Raw genomic sequence first — 25,745 nt, forward strand, 5'->3', positions numbered from 1 at the left:
TCCGATCAGACCATCATTTCCTTGGTCGCCGTCAGAGTAATATCCGGGTAATCCCGTTCAACACGGTCAATGTCCCATTGCAGACGTGTCAAAAACACCACATCCCCATCATGGTCATAACTGACATGCTGTTTGTTGGTATCTGCAAATTTATCAATGGCTTTCTGGTTTCCGTTCACCCAACGTGCGCTGGTAAACTGGCTTTGTTCAAATCGGACAGGAAGCCCGTATTCCATTTCGATCCGGCTGGCGAGAACTTCGAACTGAAGCTGTCCGACAACACCCACAATAAAGCCTGAGCCAATCATTGGTTTGAAAACTTTTGCGGCGCCTTCTTCGGCAAACTGCATCAGTGCTTTCTCAAGATGCTTAGCCTTCATCGGGTCCCCGGCACGCACGCCCTGCAGCAGTTCGGGGGCGAAACTTGGAATGCCTGTGACGCGCAACGCTTCGCCTTCGGTGAGCGTATCACCGATGCGCAACTGCCCATGGTTCGGGATGCCAATGATGTCGCCTGCCCAGGCCTCGTCTGCAAGTTCGCGGTCTGACGCCAGAAACAATACCGGGTTGGAAATTGCCATCGGCTTCTTAGACCGCACGTGGGTCAGGCGCATGCCGCGTTTGAAATGACCAGACGCCATGCGGACAAAGGCGACGCGGTCGCGGTGTTTGGGGTCCATGTTCGCCTGAACCTTGAAGACAAACCCGGAGACCTTTGTTTCTTCAGGGGAAATCTTTCTTGGCTCAGCGGCCTGAATCTGTGGTTCCGGGCCATATTTTGCAATCCCGTCCATCAGTTCTTTGACGCCAAATGAGTTGATCGCAGATCCAAACCAAATGGGCGTCATGTGGCCTTCCAGCACCGATTGCGGATCCAGTGTTGGAAGCAACTCGCGGGCCATTTCGACCTCTTCCAAAAACGTGTCCAGCAAATGGGCGGGAACATGTTCGGCCAGTTTGGGATCGTCCAGGCCTTTGATCTGGACGGTCTCGGCAACCACGTTGCGGTCGGCCCGGTCCATGAGTTCCAACCGGTCGTTCAAAAGATCATAACAGCCCATGAATTCACGCCCTGTGCCGATCGGCCAGCTGGCAGGTGTGACATCAATGGCCAGATTCTCTTGAATCTCATCAATAATATCAAAGGTTTCGCGGCTTTCCCGGTCCATCTTGTTACAGAAAGTCAGGATTGGCAGATCGCGCAGGCGACACACTTCAAACAGCTTGCGGGTCTGGCTTTCCACGCCCTTGGCGCCGTCGATCACCATGACAGCAGCATCAACAGCCGTCAGCGTTCGATACGTGTCCTCCGAAAAGTCCGAGTGGCCGGGAGTGTCGACGAGATTGAAGCGAAAGGACTCAAAATCGAAGGACATTGCCGAGGCGGACACCGAAATGCCGCGGTCTTTTTCCATCTGCATAAAGTCAGACCGTGTGCGGCGTGCTTCGCCTTTGGCACGCACCTGGCCAGCCATCTGAATCGCACCACCATACAACAGGAATTTTTCAGTAAGTGTCGTCTTGCCGGCGTCAGGATGCGAAATGATCGCAAATGTACGGCGGCGGGCGATTTCCGGGGGCAGTTCCGGGCGATTTGAAATGCTATCCAACATGTTCGCGCATATAGGTTGCGCAGCACAAAACCGCAAGAAAAAGCGTTGTCTACTTGGAGGACGCCCGCTTTAGAAGAGCTGCAGCATCCGGACGGTCCAGAAGGCTTTTGTGCACTTCGTATTCCTGATGCTGGCGGCGTTGGTGCCCGGGGATGTTTTGCTTGAGCTCAGTCGGCAAAACTGCGTGAACACGTGTGTCGATCTGCATGGTTTCCGCTGAAATACCTTCGGCAAAAATGATCTGGTGTGTGTCAAACATCAGCTGAAAATAGTCGACAAAGCCACCTTCTTGAACATGAACCGTATCGCCATTGACCAAATGCCGGGCTTTGACCATCAATTCTGCGCGTCCGGCCCCAATGTGGTCGTGGCGTTGATAGATAAAAAGCCGGTGGTCAGGGCTTACCTTTAGATCTTCGGTATTGTTGAGCGCCCCTGCGGTGATCACAATAGGTGCAAATTCGCCAACAGCGCGTTGAGTCGAATGTCCAATCCACCGAATTTCCCGGGGTCCGTCATCGCGTGTTAAAATGCGATCACCAATCCGCAGATCCTCAATCGGCTTTTGTTCGCCAGTGGCGGTGGTGATGCGTGTCCCGCGCGTAAAGCTGACGCAAGCCAGTTGGGCAAGGCGTGTCAGCGCGTTTTCCTGATCAATTCCGACCAGCATATAGTCCGTCTTAGGGGCCAGTGGGGCCAGCGGTGCACCGTAGATTTCAGCGATATTGCCGTCATCGTCTACTTCGACCAGAACCAATACCTCGATTGTGTCACCAGACGGCGGCATGAATGTTGCGACGCAGTCCAGAAACACGCGCGCGCCAATTGTTCCCAGTCCTGATCCGTCTGAAATTCGAAATTGACCTTCTTCGTCCGCCCCCAACGACAGGCTTTGCGCATCGGCGTCGTTGTTTAAAGCGTAAACGTCGTCTGGCACGAGTTCCTGAGAATAGGACAAGCCATCGCCCAGATTCGCGCCATTCGTCACCCGGATCATTGACGCCAGATACACCGGCAGGCTTTGCGAAGGGTGGGCGGATGTGTGAAGTTGCGGCGACATTCGCTCAGGGTCTCTTTCTAATTTGGATGATCAAGAGTTAACGAATAATTGTGGCAGCTTCGGGTCTGCCCGCTGACAATACGCTGGCACTGACAAGTATTTGAGTATTCTGTTGGGCCATTACAATGGAGAGAATCGCATGGATTTGGGAATCAAAGGTAAACGCGCGCTGGTTTGTGCATCTTCAAAGGGGCTGGGGCTGGCCTGTGCCCGGGCTCTTGCTGGCGAAGGTGTTGACCTCATCATGAATGCGCGCGGCTCTGAGGCGTTGGAGGAAGCAGCAGAAGCCATTCGCGCAGAGTTCGGCGTGCAGGTCGTAACGGTTGCATGTGATGTCACCAGCCTAGACGGGCAGGCGCGTCTGATCGAAGCGGCGACTGGTGTGGATATTCTGATCAATAATGCCGGTGGACCGCCTCCGGGCATGTGGACCGATTGGGATCGTGAAGATTTTCTGGCCGCGCTGGAAGCCAATATGCTGACACCGATTACGATGATCAAAGCTCTGGTGCCCGGCATGATCGATAAAGGCTGGGGCAGAGTGGTCAACATCACGTCGCAATCGGTCAAGGCACCCATTGCTGTGCTGGGCCTTTCAAATTCTGCGCGGGCGGGGCTGACTGGCTATGTTGCCGGAACTTCGCGGCAAGTGGCCGCCTTGGGTGTCAACATCAACAACCTGCTGCCGGGCAGCCATGATACCGATAGAATACTGGCGCTGGACCAGGGCACATCGCAAAAATCCGGCATCAGCTTTGACGAAGCGCGCGCACAACGCCAATCGACGATACCCGCTGGCCGTGATGGCAATCCACGAGACTTTGGCGCAACCTGTGCATTCATGTGCTCGCAATATGCGAATTTCATGGTTGGTCAGAATGTTCTGCTGGACGGCGGCAACGTCAACGCGACCATCTAAAGATGGCGCAAGGGTTCTCATTGAAAGATCAGCTATTTAATGAAGATAGCTTGCGTGATCTGGCAACAGAGTTTTCGGCCGGCGTTGATGGTTTTGACGCCGGGGATTTCCACAAGGAAGTGGTGGCCGGGTTGCACGGCCGCGAACTTATGGAGCGTTTGGAATGGATCGCCGATTGTGTCGCGCCGCGTCTTTCTACTGATTTTGACACAATGGCGGATCAGCTTGAGGCGGCGATGCCGTCCAGGCTGGATACGCGATTGCAGGATGATGATTTCGGGCGTTTCATTCACGCGGTTCCGGGCATTCTGGCGGTCCGACACGGTCTTGAGAAACATCGCGACCGCTCGCTCGATCTAATCTACGAAGCTACGCAAAGGTTCTCGATGGAGTTCTATATCCGTCCGTTTTTGAACCGATGGCCGGATGAAACGATGGCACGTCTTGGCGAATGGGCCGAGGATGAGAACTATCATGTGCGCCGTTTGGTCAGCGAAGGCACGCGCCCTAAGCTGCCCTGGGCCAAAAAGCTGACACTTGATCCACTGGCCCCTTTGCCGTTTCTGGACCGTTTGCACGCAGACCCGACGCGTTATGTGACACGTTCGGTGGCCAATCATCTGAACGATATAGCGAAAATTTCACCACCAGAGGTGGTGAACCGCTTGCAGGACTGGGCGCAAAAGAAGGCACAGTCGCAAAAAGAGCTGGATTGGATGACACGGCATGCGACACGCACGTTGGTCAAACAGGGCGACAGCGATGCTTTGGCTTTGTTGGGGTTTCGCCCGGATGCACCTGTCGACCTGTCCGGGCTTTCGATGGCCAATCAGAAAGTGCGCATCGGCGAGGCGTTGGAGTTTTCGATCTCTTTGAGCACGCAAAGCGACACGCCAGTGCCGGTTCTGGTGGATTATCTGATTACATTTGCCAGACCAAACGGGCGCACCGGGCAGAAAGTATACAAATTAAAGCAAGGCAAAATCACTCCGCTGGGATCATTGTCGCTTAGCAAAAAACATCCTCTTAAGGGGAATGCCACGACATTCACGTTGCATCCCGGCCCGCACCGTTTGGCGGTTCAGGTCAATGGCCGGATTGTGGGTGATATTGATTTTGAACTGACTGCAGAGGCCTGATTTCCCAAAGTTTCTTCTTGGGTTTGCATATGCAATCCAAATTTCGTTTCGCGGCAGTATTCATTGGGCCTCGCAGGGTTGATGCGGCGCGGGGGGGCTGTTAAACCATTGCGAAATCCGATGGTTTCTCTCGGAGATTGCAAGAGGCAAATGTGCAGTCGCAGCTAAAACAGTCACCTCCACCTCGATTGGAAGTTCGAAACCTGCGCCGGAAATTCGGCGACCGTCAGGTGGTGGACGACGTTTCGCTGACCATTATGCCCGGCAAGGTCATGTGCCTTCTCGGGCCGTCCGGATGCGGTAAGTCCACGACATTGCGCATGATCGCAGGCGTCGACATGCAGGATTCCGGTGAGATCTATGTTGATGGGTCGCTGATTTGCGACACTGTGTTTCGCATCCCGCCCGAGCGGCGCAAGATTGGGTTGATGTTCCAGGACTTTGCCCTGTTTCCACATCTGAGCGTTGCGGACAACGTTGCTTTTGGTCTGAAAAACAGCAAAGAACACAAACGCGATCGTGTGGAAGAATTGCTCGGCAAGGTCAATCTGGCCTGGGCGATTGATGAATACCCGCATGTCCTGTCGGGGGGCGAACAGCAACGCATCGCATTGGCGCGGGCGCTGGCGCCGCGGCCCCGTATCATGCTGATGGATGAACCGTTTTCCGGGCTCGACAATCGGCTGCGCGATGACATTCGCGACCAGACCCTGAGTATTCTGAAAGAAGAAGACACTGCTGTCATGCTGGTCACGCATGAGCCGGAAGAGGCAATGCGGATGGCAGACGAAATCGCATTGATGCGGGATGGGCAAATTGTCCAACGAGGCGCGCCCTATAATATCTACAACGCGCCTGTCGACCGCGAGGCTGTTGGTTTCTTTAGTGATATCAATGTGATCCGGGGCACAAGTAAGGGGGCGTTGACCGATACGCCCTTTGGTCAGTTTCTGACACCCGGTCTGGCGGATGGTGCGTGCGTTGACATCGTTATCCGGCCTCAGCACCTGAAGCTTGATTTTGACCGCGACGGCAAAGGGCCTTTGCCCACGGCCAGCGACGGGGTTGCAGCACGGGGTATCGTCAAACGCGCACGGTTCATAGGCAATGAAAGCCTAGTTGAATTCTGTATGGATTTTGACGGATCTGACCTTAAGGTCACGGTTCCCAATGTGTTTCTACCCAAGGAAGGCACGCCGCTTTGGCTGACTATTCGTCGCGACAGATGTTTCGTTTTCCCGTCCAAAGACTGATGAATAGGTATTAATTACAACATTTTACAGTTCGAAACTTAACTGTTTTCCTTGCTGAAATCCTGCAAACGCTTGCCCGGTTCATCCACAAATAGTCCGGGTAGAATTGCGATGGAGTCTATCTGGTCAACGCGCAGCGTTTCAAATGCGTCGTCGGATTCGTTCCAAACAATGCATGTCCAGACACGCCCCCAATAATCCATCTTGAGCGGCCGCACGTCACATGTGCGATCATCCATCATATTGAGGCGCAGTTTCTGACGTGACCGGATCGCCGTGCGTACAGGTGTCAAGTGGCGAAAGCCCTGTGCCGCATCGGCAAAAGGATAGACAGCAAAGCCAAAACTCTTTGGCGCATCGAGACTGTCTTCGGGAAGCACTGCATCGATTTTCGCACTTAAGCTTTCGGCGGCGTCTCGCAGGTCGCCCTCCATGCCACCACCAACCGCCGCCAAACCGATGTGCAATGCTTCAAGTTCGGTTTCTGTCAGGTTCAACGGGGGCAGGGTAATTGCGGCGCGCGCGCTGTAGCCCTGACCACGCTCTCCTTCGACCGGAATGCCGCTGACCGCCAATGTGTCCATGTCGCGATAGATTGTGCGCATAGACACTTGCATGCGATCCGCAAGATCTTCGGCGCGGTGCAATCGTCCGTCTTTTAGGATTTCGATCAGAGCATAAAGCCTGTCTGCGCGCTTCATTCTTGATGATTCCCCGAGCTCAATTGACAAAAATCTGACAACTGACAGGATAATGGCAAAAGAAACCGGAAAACACCCCAAAACGACGGGCCGAACAGGTGTTTGTCGCTTTTCCCAAGGCGGTCAAAGGGCTAGGACTTCGGTAACATTTACCGGGCGCACACCGCCTGATGAGAGGAGAGACATCATGGGAATTGGAAATATTGGTCTGCCGGGCCTGTTGTTGATTGCAGTGGTTGTGCTTGTGCTGTTTGGCCGTGGAAAAATCAGCGGTCTGATGGGTGAAGTCGGAAAAGGCATCACGTCCTTTAAGAAAGGCGTCAATGAAGGCCAAAAAGAGCTGGAAGAAGAAGTTTCTGACGTCGCCAAAGATGTGACACCCGAAGACGACAAAGACAAAGTCTGAGCAGGGGCTGACAGTTCATGTTTGACCTGGGGTTCTCTGAGCTACTTGTTATCGGCATCGTGGCGCTGATTGTTGTTGGTCCCAAGGACCTGCCAGTGCTGTTTCGCTCTGTCGGGCGGTTTGTTGGCAAGGCCAAGGGCATGGCACGCGAGTTTTCCTCTGCCATGAATCAGGCAGCGGATCAGGCAGGCGTCAAAGATGTTGCTGATACGCTGAAAGGCGCCACTGACAGTTTGAACACCATGTCAAACCCGCTCAAGGCGGCCAGCGATGTGGTCAAGGATACAGCCAAGTCTGTGACGGACCTGAACCTTGATCCCAAGAGCGAGACCGCAAAACTGGCCGCTGAACGCGCCGAAGACGCCAAGAAAATTCAGCAGGCCACGGCGCAGCGGGCGCAAGAACGTCTGGACGCAGAGGCCAAAGCTGCAGAAGAGGCAGCCGCTGCCGCCAAGGCGCGCGCCGAAGCCGCCCGCAAGGCCACAGAAGCCTCTGAGGATAAAGCATGAGCAGCACGGAAGAGATCGAAGACAGCTCGGCCCCATTGATCGAGCATCTGGCCGAATTGCGCACGCGATTGATCCGGTCGGTGATCGCGCTTTTGGTTGGGATCAGCATTTGTTTTATCCCAATCAACGGCGATTTCATTGCCGTTCATATTCTGAACTTCCTGTTGCAACCGATCGAAGCGTCGCTGCGTGCGCTGGGTGATCCGTCGCCGACACTGCAATACACATCTCCACAGGAATACCTGTTTACGCTGTTTCGCATTTCTATGGTCTTTGGGTTCGCGATGGCCTTTCCGGTCATCGCAATTCAGATGTGGCGCTTTGTGGCGCCGGGTCTTTACAAGAATGAAAAGGGCGCCTTTCTGCCGTTTATGGTGGCGTCGCCGTTTATGTTTCTGCTGGGTGCAACCTTTGCGCATTTCGTAGTGACCCCGCTGGCGATGTCCTTTTTCCTGGGGTTCGCTGACGTCAGCTCGATTTTCGCCAATCTGATGTCTGGTGTCGCGTCGGACCTGCCGACGGATGCGGCAGTTGTTCCCGAAAGTAACGAAGGCATTAAGGTCACGTTCTTCGGCAAGGTGAATGAAAGCCTGGATATCACGCTGAAATTCATCATGGCCTTTGGGCTTTGCTTTCAGCTTCCCGTGTTGCTGACCCTGATGGGCAAGGCCGGTCTGGTCAGCGCCGACGGGCTGGGCGCGGTGCGTAAATACGCAATGGTTGGCATCCTTGTTCTGGCCGCGCTGGTGACACCGCCGGATGTTGTCACCCAGGGCATTTTGTTCACGGTTGTGTACGGCCTGTATGAGATTTCGATTTTTCTGGTCAGACGCGTCGAAACCAAACGCGAAGCAAAGCTGCGCGCCGAAGGGTTTTATGACGACGAAGACGAAGACTTTGACGATCCGCTGAAACAGGAACCTGACAGCGCCGATACGTCCGAAGGCAAATAACCAAATCAAGATAGAGAGACAAAGGCGTTTGGATCATCCCAAGCGCCTTTGTTGTATTTGCACTTGGCGTTTTGTGCGGAACATGGTTTTTGATCGTGAACTGACACAAGAGGTTTCGCATGAGTGCTGCAACTTTGACCCGTATTGCCGATGCATTGGAACGGCTGTCGCCCGCCCCGATGGCCGCACCTGATTTTGAGGCCGCAGACGGGTTTGTCTGGCATGTCGAGCCAGACCGGCTTGAACCCGTTGTTGAGATCAAGCGCGTCGATATCGGGTTGCTGATTGGTGTGGACCGGTCGCGCAATACGTTGCTGGAAAATACGGAACAATTTGCACGGGGCCTGCCCGCGAACAACGCGCTTCTCTGGGGCTCGCGTGGGATGGGAAAATCGTCGCTGGTCAAGGCAGTGCACGCCGAAGTTCTGAAACGCGGGATGGCGCTCAAAATCATCGAGCTGCAGCGTGAGGACCTGCCCAGCGTGGCGCGGTTGCTGAACCTGCTCAGGGGCCGGCCTGAACGGTTTTTGCTGTTTTGCGATGATCTGTCCTTTGGCCATGATGATCAGCATTATAAGTCGCTCAAGGCCGTGTTGGATGGCGGTATTGAGGGGCGGCCTGACAATGTGGTTTTCTATGCCACGTCAAACCGACGCCACCTGATGCCGCGCGACATGATCGAAAACGAACGCTCCAGCGGGATCAACCCGTCAGAGGCTGTGGAAGAAAAAGTATCTTTGTCCGACCGGTTTGGGCTTTGGCTGGGCTTCCACCCGTGTTCGCAGGACGAATACCTTGCCATGATCCGTGGGTATTGCCGCGCATATGGGGTGGAGATTGATGACGACACGCTGTGGGCCGAGGCCATTGAATGGCAAGCAACCCGCGGCGCGCGTTCGGGCCGCGTTGCGTGGCAGTACTTCACCGATTTGGCAGGCCGCAAAGGTGTTACGCTCTGACGATCAGCTTTGCTGCGGAACAAAAGGTTTCCGGCAGAGGTGATACTCTGCCGGTACGGGTTACTTCAGATAAGGCATCGGGTCGACGCTATCAAAGCCCTTGCGCACTTCGAAATGCACAAAGCTGTCCTTGGCAGGCAGGGCTGCGATTTTCTGCCCGCGTTTGACGCTTTTGCCTTTGGTGACATTCACAGCGTCTACATTGTAATAGACCGTCATCAGATTGTCTGAGTGGCGCAAGACAACGATGGTGACGTCATCGGCGTCGGTTGTGATCGCCGCAACCTTGCCGTCAGCAGCCGCCATGACAGCTGCGCCCGCCTTGCCAGAGATGTCGACACCGTTGTTTTTTCCCTTGGAATAGGGGCGAATGATCTTGCCGCTGACCGGGTATCCCATTTGGGATTTTGAGGCGCTTTGGTTTTTGCCCAGATCCGGCGATTCCGGCTTTTCGACGCGAACAACGCTGTCATCCTCAGGCAATGGTTTGGATGCGCTTGGAGGCGTCGGCGTCGGAGAGCCCTGGCCAGGTTTGGTTGTTGCCGCCGCAGCCGTTGCTGTGGTGCCTGCCGTGGCCGCCGCTGCGGCTGCCTTTTTCTCGATCTCGGGGTCTGCAGGCGGAATAAGCAGGTACTGGTTTTCGCGAATGGTGAAATCGCTGCCAAGCCCGTTCCAATCGGCCAATGCCCGCACCGACACGTTGTACAGCCGCGAAATGGTAAAGGCGGTCTCTCCGCGTTTGACCTTGTGACGGACCGGCTCGTAACCAGTTTGCGTTTTGGTCTTGGCGACTGGTTTCGGGGTTGGCTCAAGCGCTTCGGTAGTGACATCCGGTTGCGCATTGTCGATGGCGCTTCCGGCGAGGGAGGCGATGTCTACTTCGCTTTGCGGAGGCTGGATCACGCCGGTGCCACCCGTTGCCGCTGAAGGTTCGGCAACCTTATAGGGCAGGGCGACAATTTCGCCATCGCGCAAGCTGGCATCCGGCTGGATGCCGTTATACTTGGCCAACTCGTCCGCCGGAACGCCAATACGGGCGGAAACATCGCTAAGTGTATCACCGCGTTTGGCAACGGCCACCTGATAGCCAGGATAGGAGATAATACCGCGATTGTCCGGCTTGGGGCGCTTGGCGGTTGCGGATTTGGCAGCAGTGGTTGTGTCCAGACCAGACCCCAACCCGCCACGCAGATCGACGTCAAATCCATCTTCACAGCCCGCAATCAACGCCATACACAGTCCTGCCATGATCAGCCTGACCGATTTTACCGGGGTAAATGCCATCTCGAAATCCTCACATGCGCCCCTTGTTTTGTTCGGTCTTGCGCCGGGGCCGCCTTGGTTGTCACTCATCAATTTATAGATCAGCCGATTTTCGCCCAAAAAACGGGGAAAACCGGCCTGAAAACTCAGTTGTCGCGCGCGATGCCTTCAATCAGTGGCACAAAACGCACCGGGCGTATTTCGTCATAGTCAAATCCGGTCTCTGTTCTGCGTACCCGGATCAGACTTTGCACCGTGTCGGACTGGCCAACCGGCAATACCATAATACCGCCGATCTTGAGTTGCGCCAAGAGGGGCCCCGGAGGGTCCTCGGCGGCGGCGGTCACGATGATGCGATCAAACGGGGCCTGATCGGGCAAGCCAAAGCTGCCATCCGACGTAAACGCGGTGATATTCACAAGGTCCATGCTCTCAAATACTGTGCGGGCTTCGCGCACCAGACGTTTGTGCCGGTCCACAGTATAAATTCGCCGCGCCAGCAAGGACAGAATGGCCGCCTGATAGCCCGACCCGGTGCCCACTTCGAGAACTTTGTCGCGTGGCGAGACTTCCAGGGCCTGCGTCATCAGCCCCACAACAGAGGGCTGGGAAATGGTCTGGCCGCATGCAATCGGCAAGGGGGTATCCTCGTAAGCCCGATCTGCAAACAGGCCCTTTACGAACGGGCCACGATCGATCCGTTCCATGGCCGTCAGGACAGTTGGATTGGTGACGCCTTTTGAGCGCAGCGCAAAGAGGAACTGCATTTTGCGTTCTGCTACGGAGTCTTCGGCGTCGTTCATTCGATACCCTTAAGTGCGGCAAGTGTGTCATGCGCAGTCAGGTCCGCGCGCATAGGTGTGACCGAGATGTAGCCATCCAGATTAACCGCCACATCTGTGTTGGGCGTGCCTTGAACCTGTTGATCGCCCCCCCGGGCCCACAGGAACCGACGACCCGACGGCGAGGCATGCGGTTCGACCGTGAAATGCGTGTTCGGGCGTGTACCTTGCGCCGCAACCCGAATGCCTTTGACCGCATCGCCCAGAACAGGTGGGAAGTTGATATTGTAAAACAGGTGATAGTCATGGGCGTTGTCAGGGGCTGCATCGAGAATTTTCTGCACTACGTCGGCACCAAATCGGTCTGCGGACTCAAATGGATTTTCTGCGTTGCGTGTATGTGGCCCAAGATATTGGGACAACGCCATTGATGGGATACCTTGCAAAGCGCCTTCCATTGCGCCACCCAAAGTGCCGGAATACAACGCGTTTTCAGCGGAATTGTTGCCCCGGTTCACGCCTGACAGGATTAGATCCGGTCGTTTGTCTTTCAACACATCATGCACACCGGCCAGCACGCAATCGGCGGGGCTGCCTTCGGCAGCAAACCGGCGCTCGTCCATTTGGGCAATCATGGTGGGGTGGGTGTAGCTGATGCAGTGGGCAACGCCTGATTGTTCAAATGCGGGCGCGACAGTCCAGACCTCGCCGTCCGGTCCTGCGATCTGATTTGCAATCCTGTCCAGCACAGCCAGACCCGGCGCATTGATACCGTCATCGTTTGTAATCAGAATACGCATAATGGCCCCTTACCTGCACGTGTCCTGAATAGGGGCTGAGGCCGGATTGGGCAAGAACCGTTGGGCGTTCAGACGCAGCGCGCGGTTATTGCGCAACTGGTGCAGGATAGCGGGCCTTTTGCCAGCGCGCGAGGGCCGCGTAAATTACGCTTAGCCTGTAATGTCGGGCATCATACGTGCCGCTTCGTCATTGGGATGCGTCAAAGGGGCCCGGTCTTCGCCCGGGTGAAAACGCGCGCGCAACCCGGTTGGCATTGGTTTGGGTTTCAGGATCGAAACACGCGGACCAATTGAGGTGTTTTCGGCCTGCCAGCTTTGCGCCAGCGCAATCTGTGCGGTTTTCGTTGTCCCGTAAGAGCCAAAGAATTTCTCTCCGCCATGCGGATCATCAAAGAACACGGCGTGACCGTCGGGGCCCAAAAGGGGTGTCAGGAATGGAATCAACCTTCCCACAGCATCAAGGTTGATGCGAACCGATTTGTCCCAGTCTTTGGGATCGATATGGCCAGTCGGGGTCAGCGGTGCACCATGGATGGCGGTGTGCACCCAAAGGTCAACTTTCCCCCAGCGATCATGGACAGACCGGCACAGTTGGGCCATGGCGTCGACATTTGTAATGTCCATTGGCGCCAAAGTGGCTTTGCCGCCCCTGGCCTGAATGCGATCATCCAGATCTTCGAGCCCGCCGGTCGTGCGGGCTACAGCCACAACATGATATTCAGGCGTCAGGGCTTCGGCGATGGCGGCCCCAAGACCGCGCGAAGCGCCGGTCACAAGAGCGATCTTTTCGATATTGTTTGGCTCGGTCATGACCTTCATGTGCGGGGTTCTGAAGGCAAGGTCAAGAGGGCGGGCGGCTGTCTGCACTGCACGCGCCAATTTGCGCGCATTTTGGCAGATGCCCTGTGAAGTCGCAAGAAGCTGAACGCCCCAATCAGTTTGGCATCGTCAGGCGCACTTGTTTTTTGCCTGACTGCAAGACAATGCTCTCGCCGTCGATACCCACAACCCTTCCGGCAGGGGTGCTATCACCCAGACGCACTTTGAGGGTGCGCCCGGACAAGGTCATCAGCAACGCGGTTGGTTGCGCGGGTGTGCCCATAAGCCCGATCAGGACGATGCGGGAGCGGTGTTTCAACACGCCGGGAGTTGTGGCCTTGGCGGCCACAGCAGCAGGGGTTTTGGTGGTCATGGAGGTATCTTTGCAGCAGTTTCGTCCCCCACAGATGGGGATCAGGCCGCGCAAGTAACAGGGGGATCGGGGGATGAAAAGTGCGACGGCACCGTCTGGCGGCGGATTTATGCCGCATTGCAGCGGCGGCTGCGATCTAACGTTTCCGAGACGGGCGGCTATTCAGCCGCCGTCTTCATTTCAAACCCCTTATCCAGCATGTCCGAAGGCACCACAGGATACTCTCCCGAGAAGCAGGCATCGCAATATTGCGGGCAGTCATTGTCGCGCCCGTCAAGTTCGCCTACTGCGCGATACAACCCGTCCAGCGAAATGAACTTGAGGCTGTCCACGGCCAGATGCTCGGCCATTTCATCCTCGGTCATTGTTGCTGCCAGAAGCTTTTCACGCTGAGGCGTATCAACACCATAAAAACAGGGCCACGCGGTGGGTGGGCTGGCGATACGGAAATGAACTTCCTTAGCGCCGGCATCCAGAATCATTTCCTTGATTTTGCGACTGGTGGTGCCGCGCACAACCGAGTCGTCAACAAGGATCACACGTTTGCCTTTGATCAGCGACCGGTTCACGTTCAGCTTGAGACGCACACCCATGTTACGGATCTGTTCAGTTGGCTCAATAAAGGTCCGACCCATGTATTGATTGCGGATAATACCCATCGCAAAGGGAATGCCGCTTTCCTGGCTAAACCCAATGGCTGCAGGGGTGCCGCTGTCTGGAACTGCACACACAAGGTCGGCATCAACAGGGTTTTCACGGGCCAGTTCAACACCAATCTGACGCCGTGTTTCATAAACAGAACGACCGCCGATGATCGAATCCGGGCGCGAAAAATAGACATGTTCGAACACACAGAATTTCGAAGGGCGCGGACGGAACGGGAAAGAGGATTCGACACCGTTTTTCTCGGTGATCACAACCATTTCGCCGGGCTTGATCTCGCGCACATATTCAGCGCCGATAATATCCAGCCCGCATGTTTCTGAAGACAAAGCCCAGCCTTCGCCAAGGCGCCCCAGAACCAGCGGACGCACACCATGGGGATCACGCACACCAATCAGCTTGGTGCGGGTCATGGCAACAACGGAAAATGCCCCTTCGACACGACGCAGCGCGTCTTCCATGCGTTCGGGAATATTGCGCTGAAGCGAGCGGGCCATCAGATGAATGATGCATTCGCTGTCCGAGGACGATTGAAAAATCGATCCGCGTTCGATCAGCTCTTTGCGCAAAGCGTCGGCATTGGTGATGTTGCCATTATGCGCAATGGCTGCTCCGCCCATGGAAAATTCGCCAAAAAATGGCTGAACGTCCCGGATCACCGCACCTTTGGAACCTGCTGTTGAATACCGGACATGACCAATCGCAAGCGGACCGGGCAGGGTTTTCATCAGGCTTTCTTTGGTGAAGTTATCGCGCACATAGCCAAATCTGCGGGCTGAGTTGAACCCATGATCCGGGTGATGACAGACGATCCCGCCTGCCTCTTGTCCGCGATGTTGCAAAGCGTGCAGCCCAAGGGCTACGAAATTGGCGGCATCGGCAAGGCCGACGACGCCGAAAACGCCACATTCCTCTTTCAGTTTGTCGTCGTCAAAAGGATGGGCGGCGGGCATATTCCTGGACAAGGCGAGTGGCTCCGAATCCGAGTTGGCAGGCTGAGGCCTCTCTTAAGGGGTCGAACGACGGTTGTCACGAAAGGATAACATTTACTTTTGAGATATGCGTCGCGGTGACGGTCAGGCGCGCTGCAATGGTGCATCTAAGAAACACTATTTGTTCCTGATTGTTCGTTAGCGCGTTTGTCGCGAACGCGTTTACGCACAAGGTCGATATGCATACGCGCGTGATACGCCGCCTGACGATAGGCCGCAGGAATCCGCAAGGTGGATATTTTGGTATCCATACTGACCAGTTGACGGTCCATTTTTTCAAGCGCTTCAGTGTCTTGTTTTAAGGCAAGTTCGTCTTCTATCTGGCGGATCAACGGATAATGCTGCCACACACGCCATCCCATGAAATAGGCATAAAGCGACGGGAATACCCGCAGTAGGGGCACAAGGATCAGCAAAACCGGCAAGGTCAGCAAAAGCAGCCGGTTGACCTGAGCCGCCATCCAGTAAGGCAGCCACTGGTGCCATGTTGACGGACCTTCCTGAATGAGTTGCCGGGCAACGGTATTAATGGTCATTCCAGTACCTTCGACGGTCGGAAACGTGTCCCGGCCCGTGATGATATCGCGCGACGCGTGCAATTCTATGGCCGCCATTGTCAGCCGGTTGACCAGAGCAGGGTGCAGGTTTGGCATCATTGCCAACCGCGCCTCAAGGGCCAGAACCTGTTGCGGGACAGATGGTACAACAGGTGCCAGTGACACGGCGCCGCTGGGAACGGTTGCCACCGTTGCATATTCCAGCCAGCGCGAAATCGTCTCGACATAATCGATTTGCAGAAACGTCAGATCGCGCGATGTATAGGCCTGAGCCAGATAGGGTGCATCGACGGTTGTGACAAATACCGCCATATCAACCGCGCCAGATTTCAGGGCCTGCAGGGCATCCGCGTAAGACAGAAACGCGTGTTGGTTTTGATCTGGGTCCAATTTAATGGCGGCTTGAAAATCATCAAACGCAGCGCGGGTGCCAGACCCGGAGGTTCCGCTTGTGATACGGATATCTTTCCAGTGGGACGGGTTGCTTGGAATGCCGCTGTCTGTTCGGATAAGGAACAGCATTGGTTCAAAAAACACACCGGCGATGGCTTCGGCCACGCCGTCTGGCACCGGGATGCCGCCTTGTAACAAAGCCACATCCGCGGCGCCCTGCGCCATCAAGTCGGCATTATCGACGGACCCGTCAGTATACAGGATTTCGACTTCAATTTCGTCGCGTGCCAATATGGCCTGATACCGTTTGGCGACCTGGGCATAGGCGCCCCCTTCGGGACCAGCTGCAAAAGTCAACGATTTGGGCGGCAACAGAACGGTCAATATGACGGCCGGGATCAGAACCACGGTGAATAAAATAATCGCAACCCAGGTTCTCATGCCCGAAAAATCCATCCATCCCAAAACACATGCACGCTACTGCCCTGCAGGTGTAACGACAAGAAAAAGCGTGGTTTTTGTTGGCTTTTGTAGCGGGCACAAAAAAGCCCGCACATTTGGCACGGGCTTTTTGAATTAGTTGACAGGGTCGCGAACTTACTTTTCGCAGATGCCAACCAGTTGTTCGTACTGCGTTGTGATCCATCCCAGCGCTTGCTCTGGGTCGCGGTCTTCGATCTTTTGGGTCATGCGTGAAAACACATGCGCGGACCGGCTGTCATCCACTATGGCAATGCTCTGAGACGTGATGACCGTTTCGTAGACGAAGAACGCAATTGCCACGAGCAGGATACCGCGCAGGACGCCAAACAGGAACCCGATGCCCTGATCCAGCCCACCCAGCGCCGACCGTTGTACCAGCGACGAGAACAGGGGCGTGAACAGCGACACAACAACCAGCGCAATGGCAAACACCACTGCGAAACTGGCGATAATCGACAACTCGCAACTGTCGGACAGGTATTCGCCGACCACCGGGATTTCCTTGACCAGGGGCTGCACCTGCGGCGCAAACATAAAGGCAAGGACCGCAGCGGCCACCCATCCGGCAATCGCCATCGCCTCGCGCACGAAACCGCGGCTGTATGCCAGCAGTGCCGAAATGATGATGACGCCAGCGACGACGCCGTCAATAATGGTGAAACCTTCCATGTATTCCCGTTCCCTCTGGGCCGTGTCTCTTTGGCTTTTGGCAGGTTAACCTGCTCCGAATGTTTCCTCCACAAAGCGCGCCAGATCCGTCATTCGGTTCAGCTTTATGCCGTCGACCGTCAACGATTTACCACCCTTCGGAGCTATTGCGGATGAAAAACCAAGTTTTTGGGCTTCTTTCAACCTGTTTTCTGTCTGTCCGACCGCTCGAAGCGCCCCTGAGAGGCTTATTTCGCCAAAAACCACTGTATCTGCAGGCAAAGCTGAGTCTTCGCGGGCTGAAATCAGGGCGGCGGCGACGGCGAGGTCGGCGGCGGGTTCGTTGATTTTCATGCCCCCGGCCACGTTCAGATACACATCGAGTCCCGTGAATGGGACGCCGCAGCGCGCCTCGAGCACGGCCAGAATCATCGCCAGCCGTCCACCATCCCAGCCCACAACCGTGCGCCGGGGCTGGCTGTGAGGCGAGGGCGCCACCAGCGCCTGAAGCTCGATCAGAACCGGGCGTGTGCCTTCGATACCGGCAAACACGACGCTGCCTGCGCTGGGTTTGCCCCGGTCGGACAGGAACAGCGCGGAAGGATTGCCAACTTCGGCTAAGCCTTTGCCAGTCATCTCAAAAACGCCGATCTCATCGGCTGGCCCAAAGCGGTTTTTGACAGCGCGCAGAATGCGGAACTGATGCCCGCGTTCGCCTTCGAAATAGAGCACGGTGTCCACCATGTGTTCGACCACGCGGGGGCCTGCGATCTGCCCCTCTTTGGTGACATGGCCCACAAGGATCACAGCCATGCCTTTGCGCTTGGCAAAGGCAGTTAACTCGTGTGCGGCGGCGCGGACCTGAGAAACGGAGCCGGGCGCGCTGCCCACCGAATCTGACCACATGGTCTGAATCGAATCAATGATCGCCAACTGCGGGCGTTCTTCGTCCAGCGTGGTCAGAATATCGCGCAGGTTGGTTTCAGCCGCAAGCATCACCGGGCTTTGTGTCAGGCCCAGACGCTGGGCGCGCATACGCACCTGGGCGCTGGCTTCTTCGCCGGAAACATAGATTGTTTTCAAACCCATACGGGCAAACCTTGCAGCAGCCTGTAAGAGCAGCGTTGACTTGCCGATGCCCGGATCACCGCCCACAAGTATGGCGCTGGCCGGGACCAGACCGCCGCCCAGAACCCGGTCCAGCTCGGCCACGCCAGAGATCGTACGGGGGGGCGGGGTTTCATGTGTGCTGAGGTCAGTCAGCTCGATCCGGCGGCCCCGGCTGGTGCCCAGCGAGGCGGCCGATGGGCCGTAGGACAGGGGCTTTTCTTCGACGATGCTGTTCCATTCGCCACAGGCTTCGCAGCGTCCGGACCATTTGGTTGAGACGGCAGCACAGGCAGTGCAGGTGAACTGGGTTTTACTCTTGGCCATGTTCTTGTTTTGGACCACTACCGCTTGCGGGTCAAATGGCTAATCGCAATCGAGGCCAGAATGCAGCCTGTAAACAGGTAAAGCCCCCAGCCGGTTTGCACGGTCACATAGCCTGCGCCCTTAACAATCACGACGTAAAGCGCAATCAGGAACACGTCGGCCATCGCGAGCTTTCCCAGAAACTCCAGTGCTGGCAAGACCTTACGGCGCATCATGCCGAAATGGATCAGGGCGACACCGATGACTTTCATGTAGGGCGCAAAGATCGCGAGGAACGTGACAAGCAAGGCCAGCGCCACATCGCTGTCCCAAAGCGATTGCAGGCCCGAGACGATGGTGATTTCGGAAAGACCAAAGATCGGCAGGATGCCCGCGCGCAGAAGCGGGGCAAACCATGCGACGGGAAAGAGGATCAGCAGGGCGAGGTTGGCGAGGCGCAATATCATGAGGCAAGAGCTAGGGTGTTGCGCGGTGTGGTGCAAGGCGACGCTTGGGGGGAAAAACCTATAGATTGGCTCTGACCTGCACGAATCATGGTTAACGCGTTGGTTTCGTTGAAAAGTGCGTATCGGCGCTGCGTCGGCATTGCGACGGTGTGGATTTGGGAAATGGGGGGCTTAAGCGGGCGGGCGCCGTGTTGCGCGGTGTTATGATGTAACAGTGAGACCCAGGCCGGGCAGCGACCGACCGGGGTGGGCGCTCCGACGTGTGGGCTTGGCAGTTTATCTGTCCAACTCTCAAACGGTTTGTGGTCTTGGTGAGCTGTCAAAAGCGCCCGCCCATGGGGCGGTCGGGCGCTGCCCGGCGGCTTGCTTTGCAAGCCTTGATTCCGGGCAGCACAATACTCAGCGCAATCTCGCGTAGGAAATGTGACTCACTTGATCTCGTCATTCACGTATTGAACGACATCCAAAAGTGCTTCTAGGAAGTCAAACATGTTCAAATTGACCGCCCAGTTGGTGCCCCCGAGCGAACCTTTCAATTCTAGTTGACCATCCATGCCCCATACTTCTCTCTCGATGCGGTCGGAGCCATTATCGTAAACAGGCCTCACGTCGGTAGCGTGAACAATTTTGTTACAAGCTTCGCGGAGTGTTGTTTTCCCGTTTCCTTGGTAGAAGTGGAGGTTGCTAAAAGAAGTTTCCAAGTTTTTTACAAATTCCCTGAAGCCTTCATCTTCCCGTCTTTGGTCGTCTAGAGTGCGAAAACTGATCGCGAGAAAGAGAAGTGCGCTGGACAGTTTCAACTCTGCGCACTGTTGATGGAGTTTTACCAAGGTTGGGTAGGACCAAATGCTTTCCTCCAATCCCTCGTCCTCTGAGGCACTTTCCCAAAAAACGCCTAGAGACGAGGACGTAGATAGAGGTTCAAAGCACTTCAGGCACTGTTCAGAAACTGAGTCTGGGTCGAATGCGTGTGGTTTAATCGTCGGATGCCAGTAAGGATTTTCCATCACCGCACAGCCTCGATCGGTCCCTCGGCGCTGCCGGAAATGAACTGTTCCAGATAGGGATCGCCCGATTTGTCCATGTCGGCCACGGGTCCGGTCCATTGGATCACGCCGTCATGCAGCATGGCGACATTGTCGGCGATGGCGCGGACGGATGTCATATCGTGGGTGATGGTCATGGCGGTGGCGCCCATTTCAACCACAATCTCGCGGATCAGGTCGTTGATCACGCCGGACATGATCGGGTCCAGCCCCGTTGTGGGTTCGTCGAAAAAGATGATCTCGGGTTCGGCAGCGATGGCGCGGGCCAGCCCGACGCGTTTTTGCATACCGCCGGACAGCTCGGACGGGAACAAATCGGCCACATCCGGGGTCAGCCCCACGCGGCGCAGTTTGTCGATGGCAATTTCGCGCGCCTCGGCCTTGGGGCGTTTGAGAGAGCCGCGCAGCAGGCGAAAGGCGACGTTTTGCCAGACGGTGAGCGAATCAAACAGCGCGCCGCCCTGAAACAACATGCCGAACCGGGCGAGGAACGCGTCGTGATCGCCTTTGGTGGAATCCTTGCCGTCGACCTTGATCAGGCCGCTGTCGGGCGTGACCAGACCAAGCACCGATTTCAGCGCCACGGATTTACCGGTGCCCGACCCGCCGATGATGACCATAGATGTGCCTTGGGCAATCTCGAGGTTGACGCCGCGCAGCACCCGTTTGGGGCCAAAAGATTTATGAACGTCCTGAAAGCTGATCATGAGGCAAAAAACAGTGAGGTGAGAAAGAAGTTGGCGGCGAGGATCATCACGGCGGCGGCCTGAACCGAACCTTTGGTGGCGCGTCCGACGCCTTGGGCACCGCGTCCGGAATTGATGCCGTAATAACAGCCCATCACAGCGGCGATCCCGCCAAAGGCAGAGCCTTTGATCAGGGACGAGATAATATCCGAGGTTTGCAGGAAGTCGGCGGTATTGCGGATGTAATTGGCGGGGTTAAAGCCAAGTTGGCCGGTGCTGACCAGAAAGCCGCCATAGATGCCGATGATATCTCCGATACCCACCAGAACGGGCACTACGATCAGCGCCGCCAGCACGCGCGGCGCGGTGAGGTATTTCATCGGATGGGTCGATAGCGTGACCAGCGCGTCGATTTGCTCGGTCACTTTCATAGTTGCAATCTCGGCCGCGATAGAAGAGGTCACGCGGGCGGCTACCATCAGACCGACCAGCACAGGTCCCAGTTCCCGCACCATGCCGATGGCGACAATCTGGGGCACCACGGCCTCGGCGGAAAAGCGCGATGAACCGTCATAGATTTGCAGCGCCAGCGCGCCACCGGTGAAGACAGCCGTCAAGCCAACCACGGGCAAGGACAGCCAGCCGATGTTGAACAGGGCGTTCAGAAATTCGCGCCCGTAAAAGGGCGGGCGCACGATGTGGGTCAGCGCAGAGAACAGGAACATGACGGCCTGACCCAGCGATTGAAGAAGGGAAAGCGTCTGGCGTCCGATGGCGGCCAGGCCTTTGACTGCTGCCATCAACCGACCTTGTAGCGCCGCGTATAGCGGTGCCCCAGCGAGGTCAGGATTTCATAGCCAATCGTGCCGGCTGCATCCGCCAGCGTGTCGACAGACTGATGTCGGCCCAACAGTTCCAGCCGGGATGGGTCTTCGCCCAGATCCGTGATGTCGACGCCAATCATATCCATCGAAATGCGACCTATCACCTTGCAGCGCTGGTCGCCCGAAAAGACAGACACGTCCGTCCCCATGGCACGCAGGATACCGTCAGCGTAGCCCGCAGCGATTGTGGCCACGCGGCTGGGGCGCCCGGCGATCCAACTGTTGCCATAGCCGACGCTTTCGCCTTCGGCGACGTCGCGTACCTGAATAACGGGAATTCCAAGTGTGGCCACGGGCGTGGCTTCGACAAACGGCATGCCGCCGTATAGCCCGACGCCGGGGCGGGTGAGGTCGAAATGATAGTCAGACCCCAGCAGAATGCCACCCGTCGCCGCGAGCGAACGGGGTGCGGCGATGCCATCTGTCATTTCACGGAACGCAGCCAGCTGGCGTGGGTTCATCGGGTGTTCAGGTTCGTCGGCGCAGGCTAGATGTGACATCACCAGCGTCGGATTGCGCGGCAGTACCAGATCACGCACGGCGGCCCATTCCGAGGCTTCCAGCCCCAGACGGTTCATGCCGGTGTCCAGTTGAACGCCAAACGGATTGGCGGGCAGGGCCTCGACATGGCGCACGATCTGATCAACCGAGTTCAGCATGGGGGTCAGCCCCATATCGGATATCATGTCTGTATCGCCGGCCATATGCCCTGAAAAAACACTGATCTCAGGATCGGGCCCAAGCGCCTGCCGCAAGCTGACGCCTTCTTCGGCGGCGGCCACAAAGAACTTGCGCACGCCGTTATGCATCAGACAGCGCGCAACCCGGTCGGCGCCAAGGCCGTAGCCATCGGCTTTGACCACGGCTGCGGTTTCGCAGGTGGTGACTGCATCCAGCGCCCGCCAATTGGCAATTAGCGCATCGAGATCGATTGTTAAAGTCGCGGTAGCCATGGCCCGTTTGTTGTCGTCCAGAGGCGCGAGGTCAAGGGGGAAAGGTGGGCGGTTGGCAGCACGGGCGCGATTGAGTGCGCTTAAGGCATATAGGCTTGCGAATGCCAGAATATCCGCACATCGCGTGCGCGCCCATCGGGGCCGAATTCCGCGATCAGCGTGCCGTCCAGTGTCAGGCGCGGCAGCGGGTCCCCGGGTTCGCGGTCGGGCATACCGGTGCCGGTGGATTTGGCCCAGATGTCAAACAGCTCTTCTGATGCGACCTGGTAATCCACCCACCAGTGCCCAATGCCGCCGTTTTCTGTTTCTGCCAGCACCGCGACCTTCATACGGATATCATTCTGCAGCTGAATGCGATCCCAATAGGTGATCAGCGCGTCGCGCCCGGTCTGCACCTGAAACGGTGTGTTGTGATAAGTGCCGTCGCGGGTGAACAGATCGGCAAAACCTGCGCTATCCTGATCCAGCCAGACGCGTTTATAGGCGGTCATGAAATCGTGGATGTTCATAGGGTGTCTCCTGTTGGCGTCAGGTTCGGGCGCTTGCGGGACAAGGTCAAGAGCGGATTAAACCGGGTTCGAAAACGCCGCGCCTGAGAGTGCGTCATAATCCGAATACTTCGTGCTGAAACCGGGGTAAGGCATTCTCGTCGGCAGGCCCAGATACTGAATGCAGAAACTTGTGCCGTCAGACCGCAAAGGGGCGAAGCCGGTCGACTTCGGATCTGTAAGGCGAGGCACCGTTGGGGAGATCAGGGATAATCACCGCGTCCTGATTTTTGAGTTGCTTCCAGAGCACAGGCAGAAGCCGGCGAAATGCCGCATAAATCGAAGGTTCCGGCGCCGGAAGTTCGTGTTGGATCAGTTTGTGTAGGTCTGGCAATCGGTAATAGGGCACCATGGTGAACATGTGGTGTTCAACATGATAGTTCATATTGAGGTAGATGAACCGGCTTATCGGGTTCATCAGAACGGTGCGGGTGTTGAGACGGTGGTCGGAGACGTTTTCGGCAAGTCCCAGATGTTGTATCAGGCCGGTCATCACGTGGTGCCATGCGCCATAGGCTCTGGGCAGGCCAATCACCATAAAGGGTAGAATCGAACCCATCCAAATTGCCAGCCCCAATGTGCAGAGGTAAATTGCGATCCAGATACGGGCAATCTGAGCGACTTTGGCACGATCTGAATCGCGCACATACGTCGCCTCGTCTGCGGTCAATTGACCACGTGCATGCAGCGCCATGCGTTGGAAGGCTTCGATGACTTCGGTGACGCCGATGAATTTCACCGCGATATTGATCAGATCGGGTGGGCGCATCGCGACAATCTCGGGATCGCGCCCTACGATGATGGAATCCGTGTGATGCCGGACGTGGCTGGCCCGCCAGACCACCGGATTGCGCATCATCATAAAGCTTGCGATCTGATAGACGAAATTGTTCATCCACGGCGTTTTGAATGCGGTCATGTGGCCACATTCATGCCAACGCGCATCAGCGCCGGACCCGTATAACAGTCCATAGGCCAGCCAGAATGGCGCCGACCACCATGACGGCCAAAGGGCAATTGCGATGCCTGCAAACAGGATCATTGCGCCAAGCCAGAGCACAGTGTCCCGGAGCGCGATCGCATCAGATTTTTGCATCAACACCCTTATTTCCTTAGGGTCAATGGCTGGGCGAAACCAGGAAATCTGCGCTGGATCACCGTCCTTGGCGGCGCGTCCGGCAGGGCCGGATAGGGAATAGTCATTTGCCATTCGGACAGGCTAGCGAAGGCAATTCACGCTGTCAAAGTTGACAGATTGGGGCAGAGATCAATCAAACTGCATGCCGCAATCAGACAACGAGCAGCACGCTGAAACGTCAGGAGTTAGAACGGTGGAAACGGAGTGTTTCCATTGATTTCGCTTAATTTGTCATAAAAGTGGCGTTTTTGTGTTAACACAAGTGCAGATAAAGGCCTGCGGCAATGATATTTTCTGCGGCACAGCAGGGCGACTTGGCTGAAAACGACCTATTAAGGAAAAGAATATGCCAGAGACATCAAAAGTGTTTTCGTACCAGACAGACGGACTGTCATACACAGTCGTTGTTTATGAAGAGAACGGAGAGTTTTTCGCAGATATTTCGGTTTCGGAAGGCGCGATGGACGTAAATGCCGTCTATTTTGGGGATGATGATTTTTCCGGAAAAAGCGAAAGTCTGGACGGACCGCTCAATATGAACGGGGCGCGGCTGGACGGCGACAAGGTTCAGTGGGATGATGCTGCGCAACTCAGTGATCCGGGGTTGGGACCAGAGGGAACCGACAAAGAGACATATGTAGAGACGGGCGATACTCTGACCGTTCAGCTCGACATCAGCAGCTTGGACGACATTGACGTCTTTGGCATTCGCGCAACGTCGACGACAACGCCGGAAGGTTCGATCAAGGGGGTCTCTGACGATCCTGAGGAACCCGAAGAGCCCGAAGAGCCGCTGATCGAGAAGGTCTTTTTTCAGGTTAATGACGATGATGAACCGACCAACGGCGTGTTCGTGGTGGACGAAGAGCGCGAAGGGTATGGTCATTCGCTTCCGGAAGGAACGGACCCGACATTCGAAAATTACCTGCAGTATTTCGAAGAAGAAATCGCGGACGAGGATTATAATGTTGGAACGTTGACAAAAATCACGTTCTACGAATTCGGTGATGAAGGTTATCCGGTAGAGTTGTTCAATATTGAAGCTCCGGACGGTGGATACGAAAGCGCTGAAGATGTGCTTGCTGCGTATGACGAGGCCATCGCCGACGGTGTGCTGGATGGGGTGAGCACCTCGGAAGATGGCGGGCTGGAACTGATGGCGGCACTGAGTCTGGGCGAAACTGCGGATGACGATGACGTTGCCGAAGACGAACCGGTAGAGGATGTGGAAGTCGAATTGGTATAGAGTCGACGAAGACTGCACATGTGATCTGTGAATGGTCCTGATCGATTGATTGCCGTTTGACGGGGTTGCGGTACCCGGT

Annotated in this window: 27 protein-coding genes; 8 read left to right on the forward strand and 19 right to left on the reverse strand. The window is 56.1% G+C overall.

Annotated elements, in window-relative coordinates; genetic code table 11:
- Window positions 1-5: 5 nt before the first annotated feature.
- A complete protein-coding gene (locus tag ABJI08_RS15025) occupies window positions 6-1,613 on the reverse strand; it encodes a peptide chain release factor 3 (protein ID WP_348402655.1) in 1,608 nt (535 codons plus the stop codon).
- A 49-nt stretch (window positions 1,614-1,662) separates the two neighbouring features.
- A complete protein-coding gene (locus ABJI08_RS15030) occupies window positions 1,663-2,673 on the reverse strand; it encodes a Hint domain-containing protein (RefSeq protein WP_348402656.1) in 1,011 nt (336 codons plus the stop codon).
- A 139-nt stretch (window positions 2,674-2,812) separates the two neighbouring features.
- Between ABJI08_RS15030 and ABJI08_RS15035 the strand changes: the two genes are divergently transcribed.
- The 3 genes from ABJI08_RS15035 (at window position 2,813) to ABJI08_RS15045 (ending at window position 5,984) form a co-directional block, all read left to right on the forward strand.
- Window positions 2,813-3,592 carry an SDR family oxidoreductase gene (locus ABJI08_RS15035; protein ID WP_348402657.1) on the forward strand — a complete coding sequence of 260 codons (780 nt, stop codon included), beginning with the start codon at window positions 2,813-2,815 and terminating at the stop codon, window positions 3,590-3,592.
- A gap of 50 nt (window positions 3,593-3,642) precedes the next feature.
- Window positions 3,643-4,731, forward strand: a complete 1,089-nt coding sequence (locus tag ABJI08_RS15040; RefSeq protein ID WP_348402658.1) for a hypothetical protein — start codon at window positions 3,643-3,645, stop codon at window positions 4,729-4,731.
- A gap of 188 nt (window positions 4,732-4,919) precedes the next feature.
- The gene (locus tag ABJI08_RS15045) at window positions 4,920-5,984 is read left to right on the forward strand and encodes an ABC transporter ATP-binding protein (protein WP_348402659.1); all 1,065 of its coding nucleotides are present in this window, start codon (window positions 4,920-4,922) and stop codon (window positions 5,982-5,984) included.
- A gap of 38 nt (window positions 5,985-6,022) precedes the next feature.
- Here ABJI08_RS15045 and ABJI08_RS15050 read toward each other — a convergent pair whose 3' ends face one another.
- Window positions 6,023-6,685: an HTH domain-containing protein gene (locus ABJI08_RS15050; protein ID WP_348402660.1), complete on the reverse strand. Its 663-nt coding sequence runs from the start codon at window positions 6,683-6,685 to the stop codon at window positions 6,023-6,025.
- A gap of 187 nt (window positions 6,686-6,872) precedes the next feature.
- Between ABJI08_RS15050 and ABJI08_RS15055 the strand changes: the two genes are divergently transcribed.
- From ABJI08_RS15055 to ABJI08_RS15070, 4 genes are all read left to right on the forward strand, one after another.
- Window positions 6,873-7,091, forward strand: a complete 219-nt coding sequence (locus tag ABJI08_RS15055) for a twin-arginine translocase TatA/TatE family subunit (protein WP_348402661.1) — start codon at window positions 6,873-6,875, stop codon at window positions 7,089-7,091.
- A 17-nt stretch (window positions 7,092-7,108) separates the two neighbouring features.
- On the forward strand, window positions 7,109-7,600 hold the full coding sequence (tatB, locus tag ABJI08_RS15060; RefSeq protein WP_348402662.1) for a Sec-independent protein translocase protein TatB: 492 nt from the start codon (window positions 7,109-7,111) through the stop codon (window positions 7,598-7,600).
- Window positions 7,597-8,553: a twin-arginine translocase subunit TatC gene (locus tag ABJI08_RS15065; protein WP_348402663.1), complete on the forward strand. Its 957-nt coding sequence runs from the start codon at window positions 7,597-7,599 to the stop codon at window positions 8,551-8,553. Before tatB ends, ABJI08_RS15065 begins: the two co-directional genes overlap by 4 nt.
- A gap of 119 nt (window positions 8,554-8,672) precedes the next feature.
- Complete coding sequence (locus tag ABJI08_RS15070; RefSeq protein ID WP_348402664.1) at window positions 8,673-9,512, forward strand: ATP-binding protein; 840 nt, start codon at window positions 8,673-8,675, stop codon at window positions 9,510-9,512.
- A 60-nt stretch (window positions 9,513-9,572) separates the two neighbouring features.
- On the opposite strand, the gene ABJI08_RS15075 is transcribed toward ABJI08_RS15070, so the two are convergent.
- The 16 genes from ABJI08_RS15075 to ABJI08_RS15150 all read right to left on the reverse strand — a co-directional run bounded on the left by ABJI08_RS15075 (window position 9,573) and on the right by ABJI08_RS15150 (window position 24,492).
- Window positions 9,573-10,796 carry a LysM peptidoglycan-binding domain-containing protein gene (locus tag ABJI08_RS15075; protein ID WP_348402665.1) on the reverse strand — a complete coding sequence of 408 codons (1,224 nt, stop codon included), beginning with the start codon at window positions 10,794-10,796 and terminating at the stop codon, window positions 9,573-9,575.
- Between the two features lie 125 nt (window positions 10,797-10,921).
- Window positions 10,922-11,578 carry a protein-L-isoaspartate(D-aspartate) O-methyltransferase gene (locus tag ABJI08_RS15080; protein ID WP_348402666.1) on the reverse strand — a complete coding sequence of 219 codons (657 nt, stop codon included), beginning with the start codon at window positions 11,576-11,578 and terminating at the stop codon, window positions 10,922-10,924.
- The gene (gene surE / locus ABJI08_RS15085; protein WP_348402667.1) at window positions 11,575-12,357 is read right to left on the reverse strand and encodes a 5'/3'-nucleotidase SurE; all 783 of its coding nucleotides are present in this window, start codon (window positions 12,355-12,357) and stop codon (window positions 11,575-11,577) included. Before surE ends, ABJI08_RS15080 begins: the two co-directional genes overlap by 4 nt.
- 150 nt (window positions 12,358-12,507) lie before the next feature.
- Entirely contained in the window at window positions 12,508-13,167 is a 660-nt protein-coding gene (locus ABJI08_RS15090; RefSeq protein ID WP_348402668.1) for an SDR family oxidoreductase, read from the reverse strand.
- Window positions 13,168-13,291: 124 nt separating this feature from the next.
- On the reverse strand, window positions 13,292-13,549 hold the full coding sequence (locus tag ABJI08_RS15095; RefSeq protein ID WP_348402669.1) for a hypothetical protein: 258 nt from the start codon (window positions 13,547-13,549) through the stop codon (window positions 13,292-13,294).
- A gap of 158 nt (window positions 13,550-13,707) precedes the next feature.
- Entirely contained in the window at window positions 13,708-15,165 is a 1,458-nt protein-coding gene (gene purF / locus ABJI08_RS15100; RefSeq protein WP_348402670.1) for an amidophosphoribosyltransferase, read from the reverse strand.
- Window positions 15,166-15,311: 146 nt separating this feature from the next.
- Window positions 15,312-16,595, reverse strand: a complete 1,284-nt coding sequence (locus ABJI08_RS15105; protein ID WP_348402671.1) for a TAXI family TRAP transporter solute-binding subunit — start codon at window positions 16,593-16,595, stop codon at window positions 15,312-15,314.
- Between the two features lie 156 nt (window positions 16,596-16,751).
- Window positions 16,752-17,306 (reverse strand): CvpA family protein, encoded by a 555-nt coding sequence (locus ABJI08_RS15110; protein WP_348402672.1) that lies wholly within the window; start codon window positions 17,304-17,306, stop codon window positions 16,752-16,754.
- Window positions 17,307-17,351: 45 nt separating this feature from the next.
- Window positions 17,352-18,719 carry a DNA repair protein RadA gene (radA, locus tag ABJI08_RS15115; RefSeq protein ID WP_348402673.1) on the reverse strand — a complete coding sequence of 456 codons (1,368 nt, stop codon included), beginning with the start codon at window positions 18,717-18,719 and terminating at the stop codon, window positions 17,352-17,354.
- A 17-nt stretch (window positions 18,720-18,736) separates the two neighbouring features.
- A complete protein-coding gene (locus ABJI08_RS15120) occupies window positions 18,737-19,165 on the reverse strand; it encodes a paraquat-inducible protein A (RefSeq protein WP_348402674.1) in 429 nt (142 codons plus the stop codon).
- A gap of 428 nt (window positions 19,166-19,593) precedes the next feature.
- Window positions 19,594-20,172 carry a hypothetical protein gene (locus ABJI08_RS15125; protein ID WP_348402675.1) on the reverse strand — a complete coding sequence of 193 codons (579 nt, stop codon included), beginning with the start codon at window positions 20,170-20,172 and terminating at the stop codon, window positions 19,594-19,596.
- Window positions 20,172-20,918 carry an ATP-binding cassette domain-containing protein gene (locus tag ABJI08_RS15130; RefSeq protein ID WP_348402676.1) on the reverse strand — a complete coding sequence of 249 codons (747 nt, stop codon included), beginning with the start codon at window positions 20,916-20,918 and terminating at the stop codon, window positions 20,172-20,174. The genes ABJI08_RS15125 and ABJI08_RS15130 overlap by 1 nt, the downstream gene beginning before the upstream one ends.
- Window positions 20,915-21,697, reverse strand: a complete 783-nt coding sequence (locus ABJI08_RS15135) for an ABC transporter permease (protein WP_348402677.1) — start codon at window positions 21,695-21,697, stop codon at window positions 20,915-20,917. The genes ABJI08_RS15130 and ABJI08_RS15135 overlap by 4 nt, the downstream gene beginning before the upstream one ends.
- Window positions 21,697-22,734 carry an alanine racemase gene (alr, locus tag ABJI08_RS15140; protein WP_348402678.1) on the reverse strand — a complete coding sequence of 346 codons (1,038 nt, stop codon included), beginning with the start codon at window positions 22,732-22,734 and terminating at the stop codon, window positions 21,697-21,699. The genes ABJI08_RS15135 and alr overlap by 1 nt, the downstream gene beginning before the upstream one ends.
- A gap of 80 nt (window positions 22,735-22,814) precedes the next feature.
- Window positions 22,815-23,243: a nuclear transport factor 2 family protein gene (locus tag ABJI08_RS15145; RefSeq protein WP_348402679.1), complete on the reverse strand. Its 429-nt coding sequence runs from the start codon at window positions 23,241-23,243 to the stop codon at window positions 22,815-22,817.
- A gap of 178 nt (window positions 23,244-23,421) precedes the next feature.
- Window positions 23,422-24,492 (reverse strand): fatty acid desaturase, encoded by a 1,071-nt coding sequence (locus ABJI08_RS15150; protein WP_348402680.1) that lies wholly within the window; start codon window positions 24,490-24,492, stop codon window positions 23,422-23,424.
- 274 nt (window positions 24,493-24,766) lie between these two features.
- Here ABJI08_RS15150 and ABJI08_RS15155 point away from each other — a divergent pair, with 274 nt between their 5' ends.
- The gene (locus ABJI08_RS15155) at window positions 24,767-25,666 is read left to right on the forward strand and encodes a hypothetical protein (protein WP_348402681.1); all 900 of its coding nucleotides are present in this window, start codon (window positions 24,767-24,769) and stop codon (window positions 25,664-25,666) included.
- The last annotated feature ends 79 nt before the right edge of the window (window positions 25,667-25,745 follow it).

Origin of the sequence: Shimia sp. (assembly GCF_039969785.1) — a bacterium.
In the GTDB taxonomy this organism is placed as follows: Bacteria; Pseudomonadota; Alphaproteobacteria; order Rhodobacterales; family Rhodobacteraceae; genus Shimia.

Bases quoted from the DNA above. Each gene is read 5' to 3' on its own strand.
- ABJI08_RS15025 (WP_348402655.1), bottom strand. From the start codon at position 1,613: ATGTTGGATAGCATTTCAAATCGCCCGGAACTGCCCCCGGAAATCGCC.
- ABJI08_RS15030 (WP_348402656.1), bottom strand. From the start codon at position 2,673: ATGTCGCCGCAACTTCACACATCCGCCCACCCTTCGCAAAGCCTGCCG.
- ABJI08_RS15035 (WP_348402657.1), top strand. From the start codon at position 2,813: ATGGATTTGGGAATCAAAGGTAAACGCGCGCTGGTTTGTGCATCTTCA.
- ABJI08_RS15050 (WP_348402660.1), bottom strand. From the start codon at position 6,685: ATGAAGCGCGCAGACAGGCTTTATGCTCTGATCGAAATCCTAAAAGAC.
- ABJI08_RS15055 (WP_348402661.1), top strand. From the start codon at position 6,873: ATGGGAATTGGAAATATTGGTCTGCCGGGCCTGTTGTTGATTGCAGTG.
- tatB (WP_348402662.1), top strand. From the start codon at position 7,109: ATGTTTGACCTGGGGTTCTCTGAGCTACTTGTTATCGGCATCGTGGCG.
- ABJI08_RS15065 (WP_348402663.1), top strand. From the start codon at position 7,597: ATGAGCAGCACGGAAGAGATCGAAGACAGCTCGGCCCCATTGATCGAG.
- ABJI08_RS15070 (WP_348402664.1), top strand. From the start codon at position 8,673: ATGAGTGCTGCAACTTTGACCCGTATTGCCGATGCATTGGAACGGCTG.
- ABJI08_RS15075 (WP_348402665.1), bottom strand. From the start codon at position 10,796: ATGGCATTTACCCCGGTAAAATCGGTCAGGCTGATCATGGCAGGACTG.
- ABJI08_RS15080 (WP_348402666.1), bottom strand. From the start codon at position 11,578: ATGAACGACGCCGAAGACTCCGTAGCAGAACGCAAAATGCAGTTCCTC.
- surE (WP_348402667.1), bottom strand. From the start codon at position 12,357: ATGCGTATTCTGATTACAAACGATGACGGTATCAATGCGCCGGGTCTG.
- ABJI08_RS15090 (WP_348402668.1), bottom strand. From the start codon at position 13,167: ATGACCGAGCCAAACAATATCGAAAAGATCGCTCTTGTGACCGGCGCT.
- ABJI08_RS15095 (WP_348402669.1), bottom strand. From the start codon at position 13,549: ATGACCACCAAAACCCCTGCTGCTGTGGCCGCCAAGGCCACAACTCCC.
- purF (WP_348402670.1), bottom strand. From the start codon at position 15,165: ATGCCCGCCGCCCATCCTTTTGACGACGACAAACTGAAAGAGGAATGT.
- ABJI08_RS15105 (WP_348402671.1), bottom strand. From the start codon at position 16,595: ATGAGAACCTGGGTTGCGATTATTTTATTCACCGTGGTTCTGATCCCG.
- ABJI08_RS15110 (WP_348402672.1), bottom strand. From the start codon at position 17,306: ATGGAAGGTTTCACCATTATTGACGGCGTCGTCGCTGGCGTCATCATC.
- radA (WP_348402673.1), bottom strand. From the start codon at position 18,719: ATGGCCAAGAGTAAAACCCAGTTCACCTGCACTGCCTGTGCTGCCGTC.
- ABJI08_RS15120 (WP_348402674.1), bottom strand. From the start codon at position 19,165: ATGATATTGCGCCTCGCCAACCTCGCCCTGCTGATCCTCTTTCCCGTC.
- ABJI08_RS15125 (WP_348402675.1), bottom strand. From the start codon at position 20,172: ATGGAAAATCCTTACTGGCATCCGACGATTAAACCACACGCATTCGAC.
- ABJI08_RS15130 (WP_348402676.1), bottom strand. From the start codon at position 20,918: ATGATCAGCTTTCAGGACGTTCATAAATCTTTTGGCCCCAAACGGGTG.
- ABJI08_RS15135 (WP_348402677.1), bottom strand. From the start codon at position 21,697: ATGGCAGCAGTCAAAGGCCTGGCCGCCATCGGACGCCAGACGCTTTCC.
- alr (WP_348402678.1), bottom strand. From the start codon at position 22,734: ATGGCTACCGCGACTTTAACAATCGATCTCGATGCGCTAATTGCCAAT.
- ABJI08_RS15145 (WP_348402679.1), bottom strand. From the start codon at position 23,243: ATGAACATCCACGATTTCATGACCGCCTATAAACGCGTCTGGCTGGAT.
- ABJI08_RS15150 (WP_348402680.1), bottom strand. From the start codon at position 24,492: ATGGCAAATGACTATTCCCTATCCGGCCCTGCCGGACGCGCCGCCAAG.
- ABJI08_RS15155 (WP_348402681.1), top strand. From the start codon at position 24,767: ATGCCAGAGACATCAAAAGTGTTTTCGTACCAGACAGACGGACTGTCA.